The sequence below is a fragment of the Hyphomicrobium sp. CS1GBMeth3 genome (genome assembly GCF_900117455.1).
Classification (GTDB): Bacteria; Pseudomonadota; Alphaproteobacteria; order Rhizobiales; family Hyphomicrobiaceae; genus Hyphomicrobium_C.
The window spans coordinates 1308928-1328203 of sequence record NZ_FPHO01000003.1 but is presented as its reverse complement, the minus strand read 5'-3'; the positions used below and the strand labels follow the sequence as shown (position 1 = coordinate 1328203).

Genomic DNA, 19276 nt, shown 5'->3' with positions numbered 1-19276 from the left:
CCCCCCAATCCGTTGTCCAGATCACAGGATGATCCCAGATGCGCGCCCTCAGACCTTTGCTTATCGGTCTTTTCCTCCTTGCAGGATTCAGTATCGCCGGCGCCCAGGAGCGCCCGTTCGTGCACAAGGGCGTCGCCAAGGACGCCGAACGCTACGAGACCTATATCCGCGACACCTGGCGGCCGGATGGGCGCAAGGCGGCGGATGTACGCCAGGCTGCCGAGAAGCAGCTCGGGCCCGATCCGCGTGCGGCTTCGCGCAGCTTCGCCATTGCTGTCGCGACCGACGCCAAGAGCCCGGAGAACTGGATCGGCCTCGCCAAGGCGCTACTCGCCATCACGCCTAATCCGAACAAGTCAGAGTCGTACGATCTTGCGGTCAATGCGTCGGGCGCGGCCTACCGCGGCTATCTGCTGGCGCGGGATACGATGGTCAAGGCGCGTGCGCTCGCGGTGCTCGGCGAGGCGATGGGGCGGCGCTCCTACTGGCGGCCTGCGATCGACGCGCTCAAGGCAAGCCTGGCGCTCGTGGACGACGCCAATGTGCGCGATGCGTACGAGAAGCTGCGCGCCGAGCGCGGGTTCCGCATGACGGATTATTCGACGGACGGCGACGCGGCGTCGCCGCGCGTGTGCGTGCAGTTCTCGGAGAACCTCTCGCGCGGGCAGGTCGATTTCGCGAAGTTCGTCTCTGTCAACGGCCGCGATCCGCAGTCGGTCTCAGCTGAAGGCAGCCAACTCTGCGTCGATGGTGTTGAGCACGGTCAGCGCTACGAGATCCATGTGCGCGCCGGCTTGCCGTCCGACGTGAACGAGCCGCTTGCGAAGGCGGTGACGCTCGCCGTCTACGTTCCTGACCGCAAGCCGATGGTGCATTTCACCGGCAAGAGCTACGTGCTGCCGACGCGCGGGCAGAACGGCATTCCGCTCGTTGCCGTCAACACGAACAGCGTCGAGATCGAGGTCTACCGCATCGGTGACCGTAGCCTCGCGAATGCACTCGGCAACGGTGATCTCGACCGCCAGCTTTACGGCCATCAGCTCGAGGAGCTGAAGAGCCGCTCGGGCAGCCTCGTTTACACGGGTACGCTCGACGTTGCGAGCAAGCTCAATGCCGAGGTGACGGTTGCGTTTCCGGTCAGCGAATCGATCGGCGAATTGAAGCCCGGCGCCTATGCGATGATCGCGCGTCCGGCCGATCAAGCGAACGCCGATACGTGGCGCGAGCAGGCCACCCAGTGGTTCATCGTCTCCGATCTCGGGCTGACGGCCTTTTCCGGTGAGGACGGCGTGCACGCGTTCGTACGCTCGCTTGCCGGCGCGGAGCCGATCGCGGATGCCAATGTGCGTCTCGTCGCGCGCAACAACGAGATTCTTGCGACCGGCAAGTCGGACAAGAACGGCTATGTGCGCTTCGAGCCGGGTCAGTCGAAGGGTGAAGGCGGCAATGCGCCTGCAATCCTTGTCGCCGAGAACGGCGCAGGTGAATACGCCTTCCTCGATCTCACGACCAACGCGTTCGATCTCTCGGACCGAGGCGTCAAAGGCCGCGATGCGCCGGGGCCGCTCGACGGCTTCGTCTTCACCGAGCGTGGCGTCTACCGCCCCGGCGAAGAAGTCAATGTCACGGCGCTCGTGCGCGATGCGACGGGCGCGGCCGCGACGCTTCCGGTCACGCTGATCGTCACGCGTCCCGACGGCGTCGAGCATGGACGCTATACGCTGACCGACAGTGAGATCGGCGGACGCACGCTGCGCCTGCCACTCGGCGGCGGTGTGATGACCGGAACGTGGCGCGCGCGGCTGCATGCCGATCCGAAGGCAGACGCTATCACGCAGGTGTCGTTCCTCGTTGAAGATTTCGTGCCTGAGCGGCTCGATCTCACGCTGACCGATGGCGCCGGTCGCCTGGCGCCTGACGAGACGAAGACGATCGATGTCGCGGGGCGCTTCCTGTACGGGCCGCCGGCAGCCGACATGGCGCTTGAAGGCGACATCGTCGTGCGGCCTTCGACCAAGGATCTCGAAGGTTATGAGGGCTATCGCTTCGGTGAAGCGGACGAGACGGTCAGCCCCGTGCGCCAGCCACTCGAAAACCTGCCGCAGACCGACGACGCGGGCAAAGCCGCGCTTGCTGTGACGCTGCCAGCGGTGACGAAGACGGCGAAGCCGCTGGAAGCGAACGTTATCGTGCGTCTGCGTGAAGCAGGCGGGCGCAGCATCGAGCGGTCGCTCGTACTGCCGGTCAGCCTCGATGCGCCGCGCATCGGTATCAAGCCGCTCTTCAACACGTCGGCGCTCGGCGAGGGCGAGCAGGCGCGGTTCGATGTCGTGCTGCTAGACGCAGACGGCAAGCCGTCTGCTGCGCGTCTCGACTGGAATCTCGTGCGGCTCGACACGTCGTGGCAGTGGTATCGCCGCGACGGCGCCTGGACCTATGAGAGCCAGACGATCACACGCAAGGTTGCCAACGGCGCGGTGGACGCCACGGTCGGTGGTCCGGCTTCGGTCTCGGCCAATGTCGATTACGGCCGCTATCGGCTCGAGGTCAGTTCGGCGGAAACGGGGGGCACGCTGTCGAGCGTCGTCTTCAACGCCGGCTGGTATACGGCGGATGAGACGGCCGACAGCCCCGAGATGCTCGACGTTGCGCTTGACAAGGCGACCTACCAGCCCGGCGAGACGGCGAAGCTGCGTATCGCCGCGAAGCAGGGCGGCAAGGCGCTCGTGACCGTGCTCGGCCGCGGACTCCTCACTTCGCAGGAGATCGAGCTGCCGAAGGGCGGCGGCGACGTCGAGATCAAGGTCGGTGACGACTGGGGCGCCGGCGCCTATGCCACGGCGCTGCTCTATCGTCCGATGGACGAGGCGGCGAAGCGCATGCCGAGCCGCGCCATCGGTGTGCGGTGGATCGGCGTCGATCAGGCGAAGCGCACGCTCAAGGTTGCGCTCGCGACGGAAGAGAAGGTCAAGGGTGCGTCCGAGCTTGCAATCCCGGTGAAGGTCGAAGGTCTCGAGCCCGGCGAGGAGGCGCGCGTCACCATCGCGGCTGTCGATGTCGGCATCCTGAACCTCACACGTTATCAGGTTCCGGCACCGGAAGCGCACTTCTACGCGCAGCAGAAGCTCGCGCTCGATCTGCGTGATTTCTACGGCCGCTTGATCGACGGCATGAGGGCTGAGCGCGGCAAGTTGCGCTCTGGCGGTGACGGCATGGACGGGGCCGGAATGCAAGGCAATCCGCCCGTCGAGGAAACCGTCTCGTACTACTCCGGCATCGTGACGGTCGGTGCGGATGGCACGGCCAATGTCAGCTTCACGCTGCCGAGCTTCAACGGCACGGTGCGCGTGATGGCAGTTGCTTGGAGCAAGACCAAGGTCGGGCACGGGACGCGTGACGTCATCGTGCGCGATGCGGTCGCGCTCACGGCTTCGGCGCCGCGCTTCCTGACGCTCGGCGACGAAGCTCGCGTCGATCTTTCGCTGCACAATGTCGACGGTCCGGCCGGCTCGTACACAGCCAAGCTCATCGACGTTATTGGCGGCAGCGCGCCACTCCCAGAGAAGGCCGTCGACCTCAAGGCTGGCGAGCGCAAGTCGGAGCGGGTCAATCTCAAACCCAGCGACGTCGGCACGTTCACTTATGACGTGTCTGTCACCGGGCCGGATGGTCTCTTCTTCTCGCGCCGGCTGACGTTCGACGTGAAGCCGCCGGCCGGCGACATCAAGCGAACGACGGTTGCCAAGCTGGCACCGCACGGCGGCAAGCTCACGCTGTCGAAGGATCTGCTCGCCGGGCTGATCGGTAACCGCACGCGCGTCAACCTCTCGGTTGGTCCGGCGGCGCGGCTCGATATGCCGGGTTTGCTCACTGCCCTCGATCGCTATCCGTACGGTTGCGCGGAGCAGACGGTGTCGCGGGCGCTGCCGCTGCTCTACGCTAACGCCGTGGCTGCGCGCATCGGCATCGGCGCGGACAAGGAGCTTAAGGAGCGGGTGCAGGGCGCCGTTGCCCGCGTGCTCGAGATGCAGGATGCGTCCGGTGCGTTCGGGAGCTGGGGTCCCGGCAGCGGCGATCTCTGGCTCACGAGCTATGTCACGGACTTCCTGTCGCGTGCTCGCGAGTCCGGCTACGACGTGCGCCAGATCCCGTTCACGCAGGCGCTCGACCGGTTGCAGAACTTCGCCCTCAACGGCGAGGACTTCAAGGAAGGCGGCGAGGATCGGGCTTACGCGCTCTACGTGCTCGCCCGCAACGGCCGCGCGCCGATCGGAGAGCTGCGCTATTACGCCGACACGCGCCTCGACCGCTTCTCGACGCCGCTCGCCAAGGCGCAGCTCGGTGCGGCGCTGGCGATGGTCGGCGATAAGGAGCGGGCCGAGTCGGCGTTCCGGGCCGCGCTCGATGCGTTCGGCGATCAAGACAAGCTCAAGCTTGCGCGTTCGGACTATGGCTCGGACATCCGCGACGGAGCTGCGCTGGTCACGCTGGCCTCGGAAACCGGCATCGTACGCAACGAGACGCCGCGCCTCGTCGAGGTGGTGGCGAAGGCCTACCTTGCGCGCTCCTACACCTCTACGCAGGAGCAGGCGTGGATGTTGCTGGCCGCGCACGCGCTCGGTGAGCAGACGAAGGCGACGCGTCTTATCGTCGACGGCGCGCCGGTTGACGGGTCGCTAACCCGCGCGCTGTCGGCCGAGCAGCTCGAAACGGGTGTTACGATTGCCAACGACGGCGAGACGGAGACGGACGCTGTCGTGACGGTGATCGGCGCTTCGCTGACGCCGGAGCCGTCGGTGTCGAAAGGCTTCACCGTCAAGCGCGCCTACTATACGCTCGACGGCAAGGAGATCGATCTCGCAAGTGCCGAAGGCGGCAAGAGCGAGCTCGCGCAGAACGAACGTCTGGTTGCCGTGCTTACGATCGAGAGCGACGAAGCGGCCGGCCGCGTGCTGCTCGTCGACCGGCTGCCGGCAGGGCTTGAGATCGAGAACCCGCGTCTCGTGGACTCGGGCGACATCAAGAGCCTCGACTGGCTGCGGACGACGCTGCGCCCCGAGCATACGGAGTTCCGTGATGACCGCTTCGTTGCCGCGTTCAATCTCTGGGGCCGGGCTCGCTCGCACACGCTCGGCGGCGACGAGGGTGGCAATGACGAGGCTGCGACGGAAGACGGAAACGCCGCTGATGTCGGGAACGCCACCGCGGCGGCTTCTGCGACCGTTGCGTATGTCGTGCGCGCGGTGACTCCGGGCACCTTCGTCCATCCGGCCGCAACGGTCGAGGACATGTACCGGCCTGAGCGTCACGCACGCTCCGGCGCGGGCACGCTTGTCGTAACGCCCACGAATTAGGAACGGATATGTCACATCCCTTTTCGTTCCTCAGCAAACGGCGTGCCGCAGAGGAGGCGGTCTCCCCCCCACCGGATCGCGCATCGCGATGGAGACATTCACTCCCGCGCCCCCTGCGGCTCGCCGCTTACACGCTTGCGGCGGTGACCTTCGTGGTCGCCGCCTCCGGCGTCACTCTCGAGGTCATCAAACGCAGCATCGGACCGGTGCCGTTCGAGGCGGCGGAGGCGATGTCGGTCACAGTGCTCGACCGCAACAATCGCCTGCTGCGTGCCTTCACGACCAAGGATGGTCGCTGGCGGATGCCAGTCGAGGTGGGCGAGGTCGATCCGCGCTATCTCGCCATGCTCATGGCGTACGAGGACAGGCGTTTCTACGAGCACGGCGGCGTCGATCTCTATGCGGTTGCGCGCGCGGGCTTTCTGCTCGCGCGCCACGGTCGGATTCTCTCGGGTGGGTCGACGCTGACCATGCAGGTGGCGCGGCTGCTCGACGGCAAGCATGAGCGCACAGGCGGCGGAAAGCTGCGTCAGATGGCGCGTGCGCTGCAACTCGAGGAGCAGCTCGAGAAGGACGAGATCCTGCGCATTTACCTCCGCATGGCGCCGTTTGGCGGTAACATCGAGGGGGTGCGTGCGGCGTCGCTCGCCTATTTCGGCAAGGAGCCGCGTCATCTGTCGGCGGGCGAGGCGGCGCTTCTGGTGGCATTGCCGCAGTCGCCTGAGCGGCGCAGGCCGGATCGGTATAGCGAGGCGGCGCGCAAGGCGCGTGATCGCGTACTCGATCGCGCCGTCGAAGCGGGCGTGCTTCCTAAGGCGGAGGCGGAGCGCGCGAAAGGCGAGCGGGTGCCGAACCAGCGGCTGCAGGTCTTAAGGCTCTCTCCGCATCTATCCGAATCCGAAGTCGCAACGCATCCCGCGCGCAGCGTGCACAGGCTGACGCTCGATCGCGACATCCAGGCCGCGCTCGAAAAGCTTGCCGCCGAGCAGACGAAGCTCATGGGGCCGAAGCTTTCGGCGGCCGTGCTGGTGGTCGAGCATGCGACGGGTGAGGTGCTGGCGCACGTCGGCTCCGCAGGCTACCTCGACGGTGACCGGCAAGGTGCCATCGACATGACGGATGCCATCCGATCGCCCGGCTCGACGCTCAAGCCGTTCATCTATGGCCTCGCATTCGAGCAGGGCGTGGCGCATCCCGAGACGCTGATCGAGGATCGGCGCACGCGCTTCGGCACCTACACACCGGAGAACTTCGACGAAGCGTTCTATGGCACCGTTTCGATCCGCGAGGCGCTCGGTAATTCGCTGAACGTGCCGGCGGTCAAAGTGCTAGCGGCGGTGGGGCCTGGTCGTTTGATGGGCCGCCTGCGGCGCGCCGGCATTGCGCCGCAGTTGCCGGCCAACGCCAAGCCGTCGCTCGCGATCGCGCTTGGCGGTGTCGGCATGACGCTCAAGGATCTTGCGACGCTCTATACGGGGCTCGCGCGCGGGGGCGTGCCGATCCCGCTCACGTGGCACAAGGAGAATGCGGGTGTGAAGGCGGATACGACGGCGCGCCGCCGCCTGCTGTCGCCGGTGTCCGCCTGGTACGTGACTGACATTCTCAAAGACGCGCCGCCCCCGCCGAACGCGCGCGGCGGCCGGATCGCCTACAAGACGGGAACCTCGTACGGATACCGCGACGCGTGGGCGGTCGGCTATGACGGGCGCTATGTGGTCGCCGTCTGGGTTGGCCGGCCTGATGCGGCCTCGACGCCGGGCCTGATGGGCCGTCTCAACGCGGCGCCGATCCTTTTCGATGCCATGAAGCGTGTCGCGGAGCGGCCGACGCCGTTTCCGTCCGCGCCCTCGGGTGTGATCAAGGCCAGCGTTGCCTCACTGCCGCCGCCGCTGAAGCGGTTTCGCGAAACCGGCGACGAGGGGATTGCACAAGGGCCGTTCCTCGAGCCTCCGGTGCTGATCGCATTCCCGCCGGATCGCGCGGAGCTCGACGTGGCAGAGCGGGAAGACGAGCCGTTGATCATCAAGGCCGAGGGCGGATTGCTGCCGCTGACCTGGTTGATCGATGGCAGCCCGATGACGTCCGATCCGCTCCGTCGCGAGGTGGAATGGCAGCCGGACGGGCGCGGTTTCGCCAAGCTCACCGTCATCGATGCAAAGGGGCGTGTCGATCGCGTCACCGTTCGCCTGCGGTAAGCCAGTAGACACGTTGCCGCCATTGGCAAGGCGGGATCAAAGACGCTAAACTCGCGACGTCGGCGGCTGCTTGGCGATGAATGGTGACACTTGATGCGTGCGGCGCTGGCGGCTCTTTCCCTTTCGATCATCATCGCCCTTCCGGCTTTCTCTCCTGCAACGGCAGAGGAGGCTGCTGCCGAGCTTCCGCAGCTTGCCGCCGACATGTCGCAGACCTCGGTCTCCGGCATTTCATCAGGCGCCTATATGGCCGGGCAGTTCCAGATCGCGCATTCCAAGATCGTCGCCGGTGCCGCGATCATTGCTGGCGGGCCGTATGGGTGCGCCGAAAGCGCGTTCGCCGACATGATGTCGGGGCCTGGCGTGGCGTTCCTCAATCTCTCGAAGGCGATCAACGGCTGCATGCTGAATGCGCTCGCCCTCTGGGGCGTGCCGGACGTGGATCTCCTTGCCGAGAAAACGCGCAAGCTCGCGGAAGCAGGACGAATCGATCCTTTGGACAGCCTGCGCAGCGATCGGGTTTATCTTTTCTCCGGCTCCAATGATCGCACGGTGGTGCCCGCTATCGTCGAGGCTGCCTACGAATACTACAAGCGGGTCGGAGTGCCGGATCAGAACTTGACCTATGTCACGGATCTGCCGGCCGGGCACGCGTTCGTGACCGACAGCCAAGGTCTGGCGTGCGACGCTACCGCCAAGCCGTTCGTCGTCGATTGTGATTACGATCAAGCGGGCGAGGTGTTGAGGCGTATCTATGGGCAGCTCGCGCCGCGCACGGCTGCGCCGGCTGGTTCTTTTATCGAGTTCGATCAGCAGCCGTTTCTTTTCGGCCACGACAACCACGGCATGGAAAAGCGTGGCGTCGTCTACGTGCCGCCGGCCTGCGCAAAAGATACAAGGTGTCGAATCCACATCGCCTATCACGGCTGCACGCAGAACCGTACCGCTGCCGGAAACGCCTTCATTCGCGAGTCCGGCTATGCCAACTGGGCCGATTCCAACGCCCTGATCATTCTCTATCCCGAGGCGGCATCGTCGCCCGTCAATCCGCAAGGATGCTGGGATTGGTGGGGGTATACAGGGCAGGACTACCTCACGCGCGACGCGCCGCAGATCCAGATCGTCTACGCTATGCTGGAGCGGCTTGCGAAGCCGCGTCTGTGATGCGTCAGACGGACGTGGTTGAGGTGTAGGTCGCGATCCGCTACGTCAAGCCGACAACGCGGGAAAAGGCGGGCGGGAAACCGAGCCGGGGGAGACGGGGAACCAAACATGCGAGCATTCGCGGGCAGCGTCTGGACGTCCGAGCTTTCACGCGGGACGCCGTCACGGGTGCGGGGCACAGCGTTGGAGACGTTCTCCGCGCTGCTCGCCATGGCGGCCATGGTTGCTTTCGCGATACCGATTGTCACCGAGCAGACAACCGAAGGCTCGCCAACGGATGGCGCCGCTGCACAGGCACAGGGTTCGGCACGGCCGGCGCTTGCGTCGCCGGGACGCGAGCTGATGTTCGCGGGCTATAGCGGCGTGCCCTACACGTATCCGAGCGACGTCACTGTCATTAAGCCGGGCGTACACGATTTCACGGCGCACGACGTGGCATGGGACGGCAAGCCTTTCGTGAACCCGATCTACTACGGCGCGCGCATCGTCGGCTTCGGCAACGGCCCTCTCGGCACCATGCTCGACTTCACGCATTCGAAGGCGCTCGCGCGCCTCAACGAGGACGTCACGTTCAACGGCACGCTGGATGGCGCGCCGGCGCCTGAGCGCGCGGTGTTGCGCGACATCTTCAGCAAGCTCGAGGCCAGCCACGGTCACAACATGCTGACGCTGAACGGGCTGTTCCGCCTGCCGCGTTTCAGCGTGCGGTTGCAGCCCTACGTCGGGCTCGGGGCCGGCGTTTCGCTGCCGCACTCGGAGGTGCGGCTCACGAAGGCGGACAGCCGCACGTACGAGTATCAGGTTGCCGGGTTCGTCGGGCAGGCCCTGTTCGGCATCGAACTGCGCACGGCGCGCATGTCATACTTCCTCGAGTATAAATTCACGTACGCACCCTACGAGATGCCGCTCTCCGAGCGGGAAGGCACCTTGCTGCCGATCGATCTTTGGAATCAGTTCCGCGACTGGTTGTCCGGAACAGAGCCGCCGGGCGGGAGATTGACGACGTCATACGTCAGCCATCAAGGGATCTTCGGTCTCGGTGTGCGGACGGCGCCGGCCGCGGCTGCGCCGTAAGTCCGCAAAGCACGTCCGCTAGCTAGGGCACGCGTCAGAAGCGGCGCAGGAGGCGCTCGAGATAATCGAGCTCGACGGGTGCGCGCTGTGCGTCACCAAGGCGGCGGCGCAGCTCTTCCAGAATCTCGCGGGCACGCTGTACGTCGATCTGATCGGGAACTTTGACGGAGGTGCCGAGGTCGGGACCCTGCGAACGCTGCGGACGACCGAGGGGATCGCGCGGCGTATCGCCGGACTGACCATAGCGTTGCGGCATGTTGCGCATCATCTCCTGCGCCATGCTCTGGGCGCCCTGGCGCATCTGGTCGAGGGCGCGGCCCTGCTGCTCCGTCGCTTCGGCGAGGTCACCGCGCTCAAGAGCATCCCCAGCGCTCTGCATGGCGCTTTCGGCGTCGCCGAGCTGTTGGCTGGGGCTGCCGCCTTTTTCGCGCATTTCCTGTTGCAGGCGACCGAGCCGGTCGCGCAGTTCCTTCTGGCGCCGCGTCAGCTCCTCGAGGCCGCCTTGCCGGTCACCCTGGCCGAACTGGCTGCCTTGACCTTGCTGACCTTCGCCACCCTGCTGTCCGCGCTGGCCACGGCCGCGTTGCGCCTGATCGGATTGGCCCGGAGGAGCGCCGACATCACCTTGCTGGCCGTCGCCGCCCATGCCCTTCATGCCGGGTGGCGGACGCTGTTGGCCTTGATTGCCCTGCTGCTGGCCATCCTGGCGGCGCTCGCCGAAGGTGTCGTCCATGAGCTGCTGCTGGTCTCCGACCATGTTGCCCAGCTCTTCCATCATTTTCATCATCTCTTGGTTGCGCTGAGCCTGGGCCTGGTCCTGCTGGCCAGACTGGAGGCGCTCCATGAGATCCTGCATTTCGGAAAGCAACTGCTGGGCCTGCTCGCGCGCACCGCTGCGGGCCATGTCCTCGAGGTTGCGCATCATGCGCTCGAGGTCTTCCTGCGCCAGCATCTGCTGATCGGGGTTCTGGCCCTCCTGTGGCTCGCCGCCCTGGTTCTCCTGCGCGAGCTGCTTCAGGAACTCGTTCATCGCTTGCCGCAGCTCTTGCATGAGCTGCTTGATCTCTTCCTCGGAGGCGCCGTCCTCCAGTGCCTTGGCAAGCTTGTCCTGCGCGTCCTTCAGCGCGCGTTCGGCATCCGACAGGCTGCCGTCCTCGATGCGCAGCGCGATCTGCCACAACTGATCGATGACGCTCTTCATGCCGGCGCGCGTGCGGTCGTTCATCAACCGGTGACGCGCCGTGCGCAGGCCGAGGTAGATCCGCGGGTCGTCGATGAAGCCATCCGGCTCCAGCGTCAGCGCGTCGAGGGCGAACACGACCCTCGGTCCATAGCGTGTATCCTCGAGCAGCTTCTTGCGCTGCTCCACCACCGCGCGGGCAAGCGGCTTCGTGAACTGGCGCTCGGGCAGGATCATCTCGAGGCCCGGGCTTCGACCGACCTGGCCGGCCACGTCCGTCGCCTCGAGTGTCATGATGACCTTGCGGCCCGCCCAGGGATGAGAGGCCACGTCGAAGTAGGTGTGCGCCTCGGCGCCGGTTGCGTTCGGGCGCGGCAGGCGCAGCTCGAGCTTGGGCGGGCGCATCAGCGGCGGGCGCGGGCCGCTCGGCTTCTCGGGTGCGGCCCAGGCCTTCTTGGGGTCGGCGGGCGGATCCGGTAGTCGCTTCAGCTTCGTTTCCGCGGAGGCGACGCCATAGTCGTCCTCGACCTTGTAGGTCACCTTGAGCGAGCCGCGCGGTGTCAGCTCCGGCGGGCGCGTCAGCGAGATGCGCGGCAACTGGTCCGGAATGATGTCGATCTGCCAGCGTGCGAGTTCCGTGCTGCCCGCGAGTGCGCGCACGGTCGCCGAGCGCGTCATCACGTAGCGGACCTCCTGCAGGTCGCCGACGTCCTTTTCCGGCTTGGCGTCGATGCGTTCGACCTTGGCGGTTTCGCCCGCCGGAACAGTCGGCTCGACCTCGATCGCGAGCGGTGTCGAACCCATGCCGCCGACGCGCACGATCAGCTGGCTCTTGGTTGGCGCCTGCGGGGGACGTGTTTGGGCTGCGACTTCGCCGTCGGCAGGTGGGCGCTTCGCGCTGCCCGCTCCGTCGGCCAGCATGACCGGCGGCCGGCCCGTATAGGTGGGCGGGGTCAGCCAAGCGTCGAGGCGGGCCTCGGAGGCGGCGATGGACGGGCCGAAGACGAAGGCGCTGCGGATTCGATCGGCGATGCTGTCACCGACAAGCGCGGTAAGGCCAATGACGCCCAGGAGTGCCGCGGCGCGAACGGCATACGGATCGAAACGGTCGGTGCGGGGCCGCGGCTTGCCGGCCTGCAGCTTTGCGAGCAGGGCGGCCATGCGCTCGCGGTGCGCGTGCCAGATGGCGCGGGTGGCCGGGTCGGACGAGGACGCGCTCAGCGTGTCCTCGTAGGAGGTGGCCGGGCGATGCGGAATGCCGGACGCGCGCTCGATACGCCGGATCGCCTCGTCGCGGGTCGGCCATTTGACGCGCGCCAGCGACACCAATGCGGCCAGCAGGGCGAGCGCGAACAGGGTCAGCAGCGCGAGGTGAACCGCGACCGGGAGATGCGGCCATACCCCGGTGTAGGACACGAGCAGGAAGGCTGCGACGACCGCCAGCACGAGCCAGATCTTCAGCCAGATCTGCTCGAAGACGGCGGCCAAGCGCGCACGCCAGATCTTGAGATCGAAGGCGCGGTTTGCCGACGTCGGTCCCTGATGGTTCTCCATGCGAGAAACCTAACACGGGCCCATTGGGCGGTTCATTACAAACCGCTAACGTTCACAGGGCGCGCGAGGCCCCTCGGACGGCCCAGATGGGGTCGGGAGGCCCGGTTTTCGCGGTCCGAGGGCCCGGTGACGCACGGAGCGGAGATTGGTCGGATCAGTGGCGGATCGGGAGCGTGCGCTGCGCCACCATCGCCTCGGCGCCGGCGATCAGCATCGGGTCGAACAGGCTCGCCTGACGCAGGCTCGTCCAGCGGCGCTCGGAGGCGAGGCTACCCATGGGGCCAGCCGCATCCCAGATCTGGGTGAACGAGCGGCTGGCGTAACCCGCGGTGACGGGGCTGTCGGAATAGAGTTCGTAGGCGTCGCGCTTCAGAGGATCGCGGCGCATGCAGTCGCCAAGCCAAGCCGTGGCCCGGTCGAGCACGAGCTGCTCGTGGGCGTCGAGCACGCGAACGTCGGTCACGAAGCGGCAGTCGATTCCCTCGGGCATCGCCTGGCTATCCCGGCGCGTGAGCACGGCCTGCATGCTTATACCCGCGGCAGTGATTTCCGGGGCGAGCTCAGCGAAGGCGCGGGCGACGGGGCTCTCGGACGACAGCGCCAGCAGGCGATAGGTAGTCACGCCGGGCGCGACGCCCGAAGCGCGGTGGCTGTCCAGATGGTTGGTGATGAAGGCCCGCAGCCGCGCTTCCTTTTCCTCCCTGGGCATGACGTTCGGTCGAGCGTTTTGGGGGAAGCGCATGCGTCTCTTGTCCTTCTTTCGGAGCGGGCTTTGGAGCCCGCTCCCCGTCGTGTTGTTGCGGGCCATTTAGGCGCTAAGACGGTTAAGCAAGTGTTTGCGTTGACCCCCGGCATGGGCGGGCTTGCGGGTGGCAGGCGCATATTGGGCGCTAAAAGTTTGGGGCTGCGCTTTTGAAGATCGATGTGAAGGTTCGGGCGTATCTGTCTCGCATTGCCTTCAGTTTTTTCGATTTCGTTCTGGGTTCTGGCGCGTGCGCGATGGTGCGGCATCGCAACGCGGCGAGGTACGCATCGCGCGACCGGGAATAATTTTTTTGTGGCTTATGGTTGGGGCGCCGGCGCGCGGGGCAGGCACGGCAAGCGTGAGGCCTGGGGCGCGCATCAGGTTCAGGCGCGCCCGCCGAGGACTTAGCCGTTGCTGCGTTCGCCGAAGACGTAGCCGGAGCCGCGCACGGTGCGGATCGGGTCGCGCTCCTTACCGCGGATCAGTGCCTTGCGCAGGCGGCCGACGTGGACGTCGACTGTCCGCTCGTCGACATAGGCGTCGCGGCCCCAAACGCCGTCGAGAAGCTGGGCGCGCGACAGTACGCGGCCAGGGCTCTCCATCAGGAACTCGAGCAGGCGGAACTCGGTGGGGCCGAGGTGCACCTCGCGCAGGCCGCGCGTGACCTTGTGCGCGGGGCGGTCGAGCTCGATGTCGGCGAAGCGCAGAATGTCCGCCATGCGGTCGGGGGCCGAGCGACGGAGGATTGCTTTCACGCGGGCCATCAGCTCGGGGAGCGAGAAGGGCTTCACGACATAATCGTCTGCGCCGGTGGAGAGACCGCGGATGCGGTCTCCCTCTTCGCCGCGGGCGGTCAGCATGACGATCGGGATGGACTTGGTCTCCATCCGCGCCCGCATGCGCCGGCAGATCTCGATGCCTGAAACGCCAGGCAGCATCCAGTCCAACACGAGCAGGTCCGGCTTCTCCTCCGCGACCAAGAGCTCCGCCTCCTCGCCGTTCTCCGCGTGCGAGACGCGAAAGCCCTCGGCTTCCAGATTGTAGCGCAGCATCTCCGCCAGAGGCGCTTCGTCCTCGATCAGAAGTATTTTTGCCGTCATCGTTCGTTCGCTTGCCTCGAATTACCGGCTCAATCCTTCGAGAAGAGAGTTGAGCTTGTGTCGTCGCCCTTCGGGCGGTCGTCGGCGATGTTCACGCCCTTGACGAGGAAGTGGATGGTCTCGGCGATGTTGGTCGTGTGGTCGCCGACGCGCTCGATGTTCTTGGCGCCGAACAGGAGGTGCGTCGACAGGCCGATGTTGCGCGGATCCTCCATCATGTAGGTCAGGAGCTCGCGGAACAGCGAATTGTACATCGAGTCGATCTTCTCGTCTCCGCGCCAGACCGCCAAAGCCCGGTCGGCATTGCGCGCCGAATAGGCGTCGAGCACGTCCTTGAGCTGCGCGAGAGCCAGCTCGCCCATGTGGCGCAGTCCGGTCATCAGCGGTTTGGGGTGCGATTCATCGGCGATCGCTAGGGCGCGCTTGGCGATGTTCTTTGCGAGGTCGCCGACGCGCTCGAGGTCGCCCGTGATGCGCAGAGCCGCCATGACGTGGCGCAGGTCGTCGGCCAGTGGCTGACGGCGGGCGATCATGGAGATCACCTGCTCCTCGATGTCGCGCTCGAGCTGGTCGATCTGTTTGTCAGTCGTGACGACCTGCTCGGCGAGGCGTGGATCGCGGCGCTCCAGTGCGTCGAGCGACTCGCCGAGGATGTGCTCGGCGAGGCCGCCCATCTGGGCGATCTTCCTGTCGAGGAGGGCCAGCTCTTCCTCGTAGGACTTCACGATATGCTCGTTCATGGACTCTTGTTCTCCTTTGGGCCCGGCGGCCACGGCAATGTCACTTAAGGATCCCTTGGAGGCGGATCGGGATCCACGCCACGGCGTGAAGCCGGACAATAGGGTTCTGCGTTCGGTCGTCATTGGACGGTCTCCCGGGCGCTCTCTGGCTAGCCGAAGCGGCCGGTGATGTAGTCCTGCGTGCGCTGGTCCTTCGGGTTGGTGAAAATGTCGGTGGTCTCACCTTCCTCGACAAGGACTCCGAGATGGAAGAATGCCGTCCGCTGCGATACGCGGGCCGCTTGCTGCATCGAGTGGGTGACGATGACGATGCAGAAATTACTCTTCAGCTCGTCGATCAGCTCTTCGACCTTGGCGGTGGCGATGGGATCGAGCGCCGAGCACGGCTCGTCCATCAGGATGACCTCGGGGCTTACGGCGACGGCGCGCGCGATGCAGAGGCGCTGCTGCTGACCACCCGAAAGGCCGGTGCCGGGATCGTTCAGGCGATCCTTGACCTCGGTCCAAAGCGCCGCCCGCTCAAGGCTCTTTTGCACGATCTGGTCGAGTTCGGCTTTGGACGACGCGAGGCCGTGAATGCGCGGGCCGTAGGCGACGTTCTCGTAAATGGACTTGGGGAACGGGTTCGGCTTCTGGAACACCATGCCGACGCGCGCGCGCAGCTGCACGACGTCGAGCGACGGATCGTAGATGTCTTGGTCGTCGATGGTGATCTTACCCGTAACGCGGCAGATCGGGATGGTGTCGTTCATGCGGTTGATGCAGCGCAGGAACGTCGACTTGCCACAGCCGGACGGGCCGATGAAGGCCATCACTCCGCGATCGGGGATATCGACAGTGACGCTCTTCAGGGCGTGTTTCTCGCCATAGAAGACGTTGACATCGCGCGCGGCGATCTTGGGCCCGTATTCGGCCTCCTGTGCAGGCGCACGCGAATAGGCCTCAGTGGAAATTGTCATGTCCATAGGAACCTCTCTCGAATACGGATGTTGCTACCACTTGCGCTCAACCTTGTTGCGCAGATAAATCGCGATGGCGTTCATGGTTATCAGGAACGCGAGCAGGATCAGGATCGCCGCCGAGGTGCGGCTCACGAAGCCTCTTTCAGGGCTATCCGCCCATGAGAAGATTTGCGTCGGCAGGGCCGTGGCCGGCTGAAGAAGACCCATATTCTCGATGCTGGGAATGAATGCGTTCATTCCGATCAGCAGCAGTGGCGCCGTTTCCCCGAGGGCTTGAGCGAGTCCAATGATCGTGCCGGTCAGAATTCCCGGCATGGCTAGCGGTAACACGTGATGCAGCATGACCTGATGCTTGGAGGCGCCAATGCCGTACCCCGCCTCGCGGATGGAGGGCGGGACGGCCTTCAACGCCGCGCGTGTCGCGACGATGATGGTCGGAAGCGTCATCAGAGACAGCACCATGCCGCCTACGATCGGCGCCGAGCGCGGCATCCCGAATGCGCCGAGGAACACTGCGAGGCCGAGCAAGCCGAACACTACCGATGGGACAGCAGCAAGATTGTTGATGTTGACCTCAATCAGATCGCTCCAGCGGTTCTTCGGGGCAAACTCCTCCAGATAGAAAGCGGTTGCGATGCCTACCGGGAAGCTCAGCAGGAAGCACACCAGCAACGCCAGGAATGAGCCCGTGAGGGCGCCGGCAAGACCTGCAAGCTCGGGGAAGCGGCTGTCCGGATTGAAGAAGATCTCCCAGCTAAACGGCGAGGCAAGAAGTCCGCGCTCCTTGAGGCTCTCGAACCATTCGATCTCCTTTGGAGACGAGAAACGCGGGTTGAGCATCATTGCCTTGCCGGTGCGCGCCAGCGAGTCGTAATGCTCCGAGAGCGGCAGATCGACAGCGATCGTCTTGCCGATCAATTGAGGATCTGCCGCAACGCGCTCCTTCACAACCGTCGCCGCGTCAGAGGACATGATATTGCGGATAGCTTCGAACGGCGTGCCCGGGAAATAGCTCTGCAGCGCCTCGTTGATCATGCGCTGATAGTCGCCGGCGCCGACGTCTCCATCGGGTATGTCCGCCGGATTGATGAACATCTCAAGCCGCACGCGGCCGACACCGTTGTCCACGTTCACGACGCCGCGTGCCTTCAGACGGTCGAAGCGCTCGATCGCGCCGGAACTCAGTGCCTCAATATGCGAGGGGATCACGCCTTTGTAGAGTTGGTCGTAGGGATCAGAAAGCGGGACGGTAATCGTTGCGACGTTGCCGATGTCACCTTTGTTCGCGACTATATAGTCGCGAACAATATAGGGCGCGCCGGAGCTGAGAATTTTTTGGAGATCTCTCTGCTCCTTCTGACCGCTCACCCCGGGGAAATAGGCGAGGAACGCATCGCGTGTGAGCTTGCGGTAGTTTGCACTCTCGGGCTTTGCCGGATCAATATCGCCCGCATCGAGGTGCACGGCGAGTTTCACCTTGGTTGTGGTGAATGCTACGTAGCCGGTGAAGATCAGAGAGGAAAACAGTGTACCGAGCAGCAGGATTGCAAACCCGATAGCTCCGAGACCGTATATCTGGAGACGCCGGTTCGCTGCATAACGACGGCGCACGCGCCGCCTAGTGTCAGCTGAGTTCCAATCGTGCCGCCCTTGCATCCCAATGGGTGCTGCCGTCGTGTCAGTCATATTGTTCCCGATACTTTTGTACGATCCTGAGCGCGATGATGTTGAGCAGCAACGTTACGAGGAATAGAACCAAGCCAAGCGCAAACGCTGCCAACGTCTTCGGATTGTCGAACTCGGTATCGCCGATCAGCAACGTGACAATCTGCACGGTCACGGTGGTGACTGGTTCAAGCGGGTTCAGCGTCAGCGACGCAATGATACCGGCCGCCATGACCACGATCATGGTCTCGCCGATCGCGCGGCTCGCTGCGAGCAGGATGCCACCCATGATTCCCGGCAGAGCGGCGGGCAGCAGCACCTTCGTTATCGTCTCGCCCTTGGTTGCGCCAAGACCGTAGGAGCCATCCCGCAGGGACTGCGGCACGGCGGAGATGGCATCGTCGGAGAATGACGAAATGAAAGGAATGAGCATGATGCCCATGACGGCGCCGGCGGCAAATGCGCTGTTGGGGGCGATATCGACGCCGACAAACTGCCCGAAATTGCGCATTGCCGGAGCCACAGTCAGCACTGCGAAGAACCCGTAGACGACCGTCGGAATGCCGGCGAGAATCTCGAGAACGGGCTTGATGATCGCGCGAAACTTGCTGGTGGCGTATTCGGTCAGATAGACGGCGGCGAGCAGCCCGATGGGCGTTGCGACGGCCATGGCGATGACGGCGATCAGAAGCGTACCGACGAAAACCGGGATGGCTCCGAAAGCGCCGCCCGCAGTCACCTGGCCCTCACGGATCGGAATCTGAGGCTCCCAATTCAGGCCGGTCAGAAACTCGATGGGCGACACGCGATCGAAAAAGCGGAGGGATTCGTAAAGCAGCGAGATGACGATACCGAGCGTCGTCAGGATCGCGATGAGAGAGCAAGCGATCATAAGGCCGCTCATGATCGTCTCGACGTTGTTGCGAGCGCGGAACTGCGTCGAGATGCGCGATCGCGCGAGCACCAACGCGGCGAGGGCCAGCGAGATGGCAAACGCGACCATGGCCGCGCGGGCAATCGCCAGCCAGGCGTTGTAGCGCTCGGCGGCGGCCAGCACGAGTTCGTCCGGCTTGCCAAACACGTTTCCGGCCGCAACCGACTTGATCTCACTGACCAGAAGCGCGAGGCGGCCTTTGTCGAGACCTTCGACGCGCTCCGGCGGTAGACTGCCGACAAGGAGCCAGTCGATCACTGTTCCCTGAAACAGAAGCCAGAGAAGGACAAGGAGGAACGATGGGATCCCTATCCATGCGGCGACGAACCAGCCGTGGTAGCCGGCGAGCGAATGTAGTCTGGTGTCTTCCGACGCGGCGACCCCAGTGGCCTTGCGGCGGCCCAGGAAGAAACCGGTCAAAACCAGAAGCAACAAGGCCAGAAAAACGTAGCTGAGCATTCCGGGCGCATCCCGCTCTTGGCCCGACTCTCAAGAAAACCCAATGCGGGGGTCCAAGCAGTCGGAACTCGTAATTTCACGCACACAAGAGCTTCGTCTTATTGCTCTCGCGGCTTCAATAAAGACCCGAAGAGCGCCGGATCCGACGAT

The 19276-nt window shown here is 64.9% G+C and carries 11 protein-coding genes; 4 read left to right on the top strand and 7 right to left on the bottom strand.

Going from position 1 to position 19276, the window contains the following annotated elements:
* Positions 1–38 precede the first annotated feature (38 nt).
* The 4 genes from CS1GBM3_RS13515 to CS1GBM3_RS13500 all read left to right on the top strand — a co-directional run bounded on the left by CS1GBM3_RS13515 (position 39) and on the right by CS1GBM3_RS13500 (position 9787).
* Positions 39–5354 (top strand): alpha-2-macroglobulin family protein, encoded by a 5316-nt coding sequence (locus CS1GBM3_RS13515; protein ID WP_072395937.1) that lies wholly within the window; start codon positions 39–41, stop codon positions 5352–5354.
* 8 nt (positions 5355–5362) lie between these two features.
* Entirely contained in the window at positions 5363–7549 is a 2187-nt protein-coding gene (gene pbpC / locus CS1GBM3_RS13510; protein WP_072395935.1) for a penicillin-binding protein 1C, read from the top strand.
* Positions 7550–7642: 93 nt separating this feature from the next.
* Positions 7643–8713 (top strand): extracellular catalytic domain type 2 short-chain-length polyhydroxyalkanoate depolymerase, encoded by a 1071-nt coding sequence (locus CS1GBM3_RS13505; RefSeq protein ID WP_072395933.1) that lies wholly within the window; start codon positions 7643–7645, stop codon positions 8711–8713.
* 108 nt (positions 8714–8821) lie between these two features.
* Positions 8822–9787 carry a hypothetical protein gene (locus CS1GBM3_RS13500; RefSeq protein ID WP_072395932.1) on the top strand — a complete coding sequence of 322 codons (966 nt, stop codon included), beginning with the start codon at positions 8822–8824 and terminating at the stop codon, positions 9785–9787.
* A gap of 34 nt (positions 9788–9821) precedes the next feature.
* On the opposite strand, the gene CS1GBM3_RS13495 is transcribed toward CS1GBM3_RS13500, so the two are convergent.
* The 7 genes from CS1GBM3_RS13495 to pstC form a co-directional block, all read right to left on the bottom strand.
* Positions 9822–12521, bottom strand: a complete 2700-nt coding sequence (locus CS1GBM3_RS13495; RefSeq protein WP_072395931.1) for a TIGR02302 family protein — start codon at positions 12519–12521, stop codon at positions 9822–9824.
* A gap of 154 nt (positions 12522–12675) precedes the next feature.
* Entirely contained in the window at positions 12676–13230 is a 555-nt protein-coding gene (locus CS1GBM3_RS13490) for a hypothetical protein (protein ID WP_139247916.1), read from the bottom strand.
* A gap of 440 nt (positions 13231–13670) precedes the next feature.
* Positions 13671–14366: a phosphate regulon transcriptional regulator PhoB gene (gene phoB, locus CS1GBM3_RS13485; protein WP_072395929.1), complete on the bottom strand. Its 696-nt coding sequence runs from the start codon at positions 14364–14366 to the stop codon at positions 13671–13673.
* A gap of 29 nt (positions 14367–14395) precedes the next feature.
* Positions 14396–15106, bottom strand: coding sequence for a phosphate signaling complex protein PhoU (gene phoU / locus CS1GBM3_RS13480; protein WP_072395928.1), 711 nt, complete (start codon positions 15104–15106; stop codon positions 14396–14398).
* Between the two features lie 149 nt (positions 15107–15255).
* On the bottom strand, positions 15256–16065 hold the full coding sequence (gene pstB, locus CS1GBM3_RS13475) for a phosphate ABC transporter ATP-binding protein PstB (protein WP_072397499.1): 810 nt from the start codon (positions 16063–16065) through the stop codon (positions 15256–15258).
* A gap of 33 nt (positions 16066–16098) precedes the next feature.
* Positions 16099–17754 carry a phosphate ABC transporter permease PstA gene (gene pstA, locus CS1GBM3_RS13470; protein WP_083567556.1) on the bottom strand — a complete coding sequence of 552 codons (1656 nt, stop codon included), beginning with the start codon at positions 17752–17754 and terminating at the stop codon, positions 16099–16101.
* A complete protein-coding gene (gene pstC / locus CS1GBM3_RS13465) occupies positions 17747–19126 on the bottom strand; it encodes a phosphate ABC transporter permease subunit PstC (RefSeq protein ID WP_072395926.1) in 1380 nt (459 codons plus the stop codon). Before pstC ends, pstA begins: the two co-directional genes overlap by 8 nt.
* Positions 19127–19276 lie beyond the last annotated feature (150 nt).